We start from the raw sequence: 5,193 nt of genomic DNA, 5'->3' as shown, positions 1-5,193 counted from the left end.
TAAATCCGCTGGCGTACGCCTACGTTGGTTCGAATCCAACTCTCTCCACCAGGTCTTTTCTTCCAAGAAAATCAATTATTTTGCAGCGTGGACCCCACTCAGTTCTCGCTGTGCGTAGGGTCCGACGGCGCTATAGTAGCGTCGAAGATTGATCGGTGCGAAAGACGCACATTGAATCGCTCAATTGCACACTCCATCCTGACGATAAAATCTAGGTGCCTGGTTGATCGCTGAGTGTAGCATTTAGTGTCGCGGTATTAAGTTTTTAAGCGGCACGGGTTTAAACCTGCATATTGGACTTTAAAGCCAGCATAGACCGGTTTCTTTTGCGAGTATTTTCTATCGTCTTGCGAAAGTTGTGTGAAACAAGCCATTCGCCTTGACAGGTACTGCTGCGAACGCCCAATTTTCACTGGATATCCTTTTAGGGGCGCCGGTCATGGAAAGACCTTGGTTTGCGGCGAAGCGAAATGGTTATGGAGCAGGGCGCGCGATAACATGGGAAGGGCGCGTGACCATTCTTGTGTCTATTGGCGCAATCCTTCTGAGCAACATGGTTATGATGTGGGCCCAGAGCATTCCCGTTTTCATCATTTCTCTTATCGTGGACTTTGTGTCGGTCACCGGACTGCTTTGGATTTGCTCTGTTAAAACGGAAGGCGGATGGAAGTGGCGATGGAATGGCGAGTAACTGTTCCATCTATTGCTCAGATATAAGCTCTATCCCTGCGCATTATGCTTGCGGAAAATAAATGGGCCGCTGCCGCAATCCAAAGAATGCATTAGAATACGGCGCCGGAACTAAGAGTTACTTAGGCAAAGTAATTTTCACGACAATATACGGTAATTCCTGCATGTCTTTTCCATTGTGGAAGTCTGGCAGCCGTGCCCATTGGCCGATCGTGCAGTACAGGCCGTCCTTTCCGTAGGTCAGGCCATCTGGTTCAATCATACGCGGGTCATGCGCTACGATTGACAATGTGCCATCAGGGACATGCTTCAGGATTGCGTGGCGTTCGTCATCGGTAATGTAAAGAGAGCCGTCAGGTCCGGTTGCCATGCCGTCTCCCATCCCGCTTTCTCCTTCATCGCGGACGGAGACTTCAATGCGCTTTTCTGTGGCTTTCCAGTCCGACAGAACTGACGTGGGAGCCGCATAGAGGCGACGGCTTGTCTGCGGTTGCCAATAGAGCGTTTGCTGGTCTGGACTGAGGCCAATGCCATTAGCGCCGCCTTGGGGCATTTCGGCTTTGGTTGGATTGTACCGGGCTGCTCTGCCATCCATGACGGCCACAAAGCCCTTTTCGGGCATGACCGGTTTCGTGTCAGACAGAATGCGGCGTTGATGACCAGAGGCAAGGTCGACGACGATCAGCGCGGGATGAATGCCTGTCGAGGTATCAGTAATGAACGCGGTTCCGGCCTTCCCATGGGTCAGATCGATCCGAACGTCATTAACGTGACTATCTGGCAGAAGGGTTGGTGCAGACAAGGTGAGAACGTTCAGAACCTTGTTGGTCGCGGGATCAATCTCAAATAGCTTTTGCGCGCCTGTGATCGTTCCTTTGCCTGCCAGCATTCCTTCATCGAGCACCCAGAAGTGCCCTTTCGCATCAACGGTCATGCCGAGAGGGGAGACAAAATCCTGCTGTGTTTCCGCGTTCGGGAACGGCGTCAGGTGGCCGTCAGCATACGTGGCGAGACGCGGCCCGGAATGGTCTTTGACACTCCTGGGAAAGCCAAGCGCCAGGCGACCATCTGGAAGAGCAGCAATGCCGGAGGGCTGTGCATTGGTGAAGCGCCCGATGATTTCTACATTTCCAGAGGAAACGAAGCCCTTGTCTGTTGTTTCCGCAGCATAGGCCGTGGAAGCAATTAAAGGGGCGCTAACGAGTGCGGCAAGAAGGGCTGGATTGTAGAATTTCATGGACCAATCTCCTTGCTGCACTGGATCAGAACGCTGTGCGGGTAACAATTCAAGTTAAGTTGAGCGTTAAAGTTTCAAGCTGGAAAGTCATCATGCTGCAGGCTGGTCCTAGCTGTTTCGTAGTCGCTCTCGAAGCGCGGGGTCATGCGCGTAAAGGTAAAGACCTTTCATCCCGCGGGTGAGAAGAACATTCAAAGCATTCAGAATGATGCGTTCTTTGGCCTTTTGTGGGGCAGTAATGCCGCTTTGCCCCTGAAAGGCAGCACTGTCTTCGTAGTGGGCTGGATCGACGCGGATACTGTCAGTCTGAGCATCATAAGAAAGGGAAGGGCCTAGAATGACACCAGCGTAGTTCAGGTCAAAGCCCTGGATTGTATAGACCGAGCCGACTTCGTCGATTGTGTCGGGGCGTTCGGCCCAGGGAAGCTTTTCATCGGGTTTTGAGCGATCCCATCTCAGGCGGAAACGTCCTTCCTCGATGAAGTGGTCTTCTCCATCCAGCCGATAAGGGTAGTCGTAAGTTGAGAGCAGTCGGCATAGGCCGACTTCGTTATTCCGCTCTTTCAGATCATCGTAAAGCTGGGCGCAGTCGTCATAAACACGCAGATCAAAGTCTGGGTCTCGAGGGCGCTTTCCGATGTGTCCCTCTGCAAGTTGGTCCAGCCAATGCCGAATTTCTGGACCCGCCTCGACACGAAATTGCGTGGTTAAGTGCAAGGTCTTGGTTGCTCGGCCGTTCTTGAAACGATCCAGCAGATCCGCAGACCAATGACTCTTGAATTTCAGCACCTGCAACGGGTCAAACACCACGACGACTACGCGGGCCAATGCCAGAATTTCTTCGAGATGGTTCTGTTGCTGGAAATGATTGTACCGGTCAGGCCGAGTGAGAAGCAGATGGGCTTCATCGACCAGAACAATGTCTGCCTTCTGATTGGCTTTGTGCAGGCGGTTGATGAACGTCGTAGGTCTGTCGAAATCGGCCTTGCGAAGAGTGGGCGTCTCCGCAGCGACATTACGGTAAAGCTTCAGCATTTCCGGATGATTGACCAGCAGCATGTTGCGGGTGCCCGTCATGGGATCATCTGGGTTCTTTGACCGTGCCCGTGTCTGAATTGCATTGAAAATTGCGTTAAGGACAACGCTCTTCCCTGTGCCGGCAGCGCCTTCGATGATGAGGAGCGCGCTCTGATCTGACAGATGCGCGGAGCAGAAAGAGAGGACCTTGTTTAAAAGATCCTTCTGCTCAGCCGACAAGTGACGCGACAGGGAAAATTTTGTGACAGCGGCGTTTGTTTGCGCTGAAGAGAGCTTCTCAGTCTGCGGCAACATCGGCCACCTTGGCATCGGTGATACGCTGAGCATCCGCCGGAGAAAGGCGCACCACGAACCCTTGATGACCAGCGTTGATGTAGACGGCTTCCTGTCCCATGGCATCCTGAGATAGGACAACGGGAAGAGATGTGGTCTGGCCGAAGGGGCTTGTCCCGCCGGATTGATAGCCTGTCAGTTCATGGGCCTTTTCCGGATTCATCATTCTAGCGTTCCGACCGCCAAATAAGGCTGCGACCTTCTTCAAATTCAGCTTTTGGTGAGCTGGGGCCACGACGCAGGCTGGCTGTTTCTTGTCGATTTCGACGACGAGCGTTTTGAGCACACTGCCTGGGTCAGCGCCGATGGCGTCGGCCGCCTGCATACCGATCAGGCCGCCATTCGGATTGTATTCGTAGTCATGCAGACTGAAAGGCACGCCCTGTTTTTCAAGGAAAAGAGTGGCGCTGGTTTCTCGGCTCATGTGTGGTCCCCTGTCTGGCCGCGAAGCATCCTTGCAGGAGCCGTCGAAGGGGGCACGATCAGTCGATAAACATGTCCGGTCGGCGGCTGAAGCGGGTAGGCGCTTCCATGTCGGGCGCTCTCACGAAAAAGAGAGCCCGACATGCTGTATGAACCCTTCAGCAAGACTTCGCAATATTGTGCCAGTCACAGGGGAGAAGGTCAGTTCAGGGCGTCTGCGCGCCGAATTTGTCCCAGTGTTGCAGCAGTTCATGAATGATGCGGGACCCTACGCGATACCCATTGTCCAGCGCCACTTTTTCTCCATCGTAGCCGCTGTTCATGGACTGAACGGCTGTCATGCCATGGGGCTGCTCGGTGTAATTGGACGCACTACGCAGGACCAGAACACGGTTGCTGTCCACGCGGCCCGCCTGCCCAAGGCGTGTCAGGGCTTCGAGAATGCCAGAATCTTCCATGTCACTGGAGACAAAATGGCTCTTGCCCTGTGTGAGAAGGTGTACCCAGTCCCGTGCAAAACCGGTCATGATCTTGCCGTGCCAGAAGGTATCTGAGCCGAAGTCTCCACCGGTCACAACGGCTGGATGGCCAGCAGCGACGTCGGTAGGTTTGTAGAGCTTGCGCTGGGCTTCGAGCTGGGGCGGATCAGACAGTGTGACGGTCTGAGTCAAGTCATAGGCCCAATGCACCAGAGAGGGATTCAACTGGAAGGCATTGTTGTGCTGAATGCTACCATCAGGCGCGTCCCCGCCCGATAGAGCATACTGGTTCGGCTTCTGAGCCGTGATCATGAAGTAGCCGTATGGCCACTCCTTCGGAGCTTCCCGCTTGTCAATATAACGCGTGATATCCCCGACCACGTAATCCGCGATTGACACCGAACCGACGGATGCAACTGCGGGATCAAAGCCGGAAATGCCGTCCACCATCCAGTAGGCATGACGCAGATCGAATCTTGGATCTGTTGCGAGGGCCATGACGGATGTCGTGGCTGGAGCAATCGGAGTCCCTGTTACTACGACCAGCAGATGGTGTTGCGCATCCGTGTAGATCGGATGAATCCCCAGCGGGAATGGGACCTGCTCTGTCAGGTGCTCTCCTTCGATCCAGGGTTGAAATTCGCCTGCACGATCCCCGGTATCTTGGCCAATTTCGTACGTTGTGAGCACGACGGCCCGGATATCCCAGGGTTTTTGTTTGGCTTCCGCTGGCGTTGTTGCGAGTGCCATGGAGGCCAGGCAACCCAAGGAAAGAGTACGTGGCATGATTTGTTGCACAAAAGAGATAAGTTTCATGTATTCCTACCCTCGTTCCGCTCTCATAATGAGGACACCATACAGGAAAGATATCGAAAAGAAATATTCATCCTTGGTGAGTGTTCTATTATAGGCAACGGAATGATGCCCTTTATAGGTATGGTAATATTTTAAAATATAGATTGGAATATTTAATAATTTACTTCTGTATAAATT

At 53.2% G+C, this 5,193-nt stretch carries 6 protein-coding genes; 1 reads left to right on the top strand and 5 read right to left on the bottom strand.

What is annotated here, in order from left to right:
* The first annotated feature begins 439 nt into the window (after window positions 1-439).
* Window positions 440-691, top strand: coding sequence for a hypothetical protein (locus ABF979_RS16345; protein WP_415560743.1), 252 nt, complete (start codon window positions 440-442; stop codon window positions 689-691).
* Between the two features lie 117 nt (window positions 692-808).
* On the opposite strand, the gene ABF979_RS16340 is transcribed toward ABF979_RS16345, so the two are convergent.
* The 5 genes from ABF979_RS16340 to ABF979_RS16320 form a co-directional block, all read right to left on the bottom strand.
* Complete coding sequence (locus tag ABF979_RS16340; RefSeq protein ID WP_415560742.1) at window positions 809-1,927, bottom strand: SMP-30/gluconolactonase/LRE family protein; 1,119 nt, start codon at window positions 1,925-1,927, stop codon at window positions 809-811.
* Between the two features lie 108 nt (window positions 1,928-2,035).
* Window positions 2,036-3,259, bottom strand: coding sequence for a DUF2075 domain-containing protein (locus ABF979_RS16335; RefSeq protein WP_415560741.1), 1,224 nt, complete (start codon window positions 3,257-3,259; stop codon window positions 2,036-2,038).
* On the bottom strand, window positions 3,243-3,722 hold the full coding sequence (gene ybaK, locus ABF979_RS16330; protein ID WP_415560740.1) for a Cys-tRNA(Pro) deacylase: 480 nt from the start codon (window positions 3,720-3,722) through the stop codon (window positions 3,243-3,245). Before ybaK ends, ABF979_RS16335 begins: the two co-directional genes overlap by 17 nt.
* Entirely contained in the window at window positions 3,719-3,865 is a 147-nt protein-coding gene (locus ABF979_RS16325) for a hypothetical protein (protein WP_415560739.1), read from the bottom strand. Before ABF979_RS16325 ends, ybaK begins: the two co-directional genes overlap by 4 nt.
* 62 nt (window positions 3,866-3,927) lie before the next feature.
* A complete protein-coding gene (locus ABF979_RS16320; RefSeq protein WP_202207793.1) occupies window positions 3,928-4,986 on the bottom strand; it encodes a purine-nucleoside phosphorylase in 1,059 nt (352 codons plus the stop codon).
* Between the last annotated feature and the right edge of the window lie 207 nt (window positions 4,987-5,193).

This window comes from Gluconobacter sp. (assembly GCF_047723935.1).
Taxonomy (GTDB): domain Bacteria; phylum Pseudomonadota; class Alphaproteobacteria; order Acetobacterales; family Acetobacteraceae; genus Gluconobacter.
The sequence above is the reverse complement of the archived record's forward strand: the minus strand, read 5'-3'. Positions and strand labels throughout refer to the sequence as shown.

Coding starts and splice junctions, on each gene's coding strand:
- ABF979_RS16345 (WP_415560743.1), top strand. CDS start 440: ATGGAAAGACCTTGGTTTGCGGCGAAGCGAAATGGTTATGGAGCAGGG.
- ABF979_RS16340 (WP_415560742.1), bottom strand. CDS start 1,927: ATGAAATTCTACAATCCAGCCCTTCTTGCCGCACTCGTTAGCGCCCCT.
- ABF979_RS16335 (WP_415560741.1), bottom strand. CDS start 3,259: ATGTTGCCGCAGACTGAGAAGCTCTCTTCAGCGCAAACAAACGCCGCT.
- ybaK (WP_415560740.1), bottom strand. CDS start 3,722: ATGAGCCGAGAAACCAGCGCCACTCTTTTCCTTGAAAAACAGGGCGTG.
- ABF979_RS16325 (WP_415560739.1), bottom strand. CDS start 3,865: ATGTCGGGCTCTCTTTTTCGTGAGAGCGCCCGACATGGAAGCGCCTAC.
- ABF979_RS16320 (WP_202207793.1), bottom strand. CDS start 4,986: ATGCCACGTACTCTTTCCTTGGGTTGCCTGGCCTCCATGGCACTCGCA.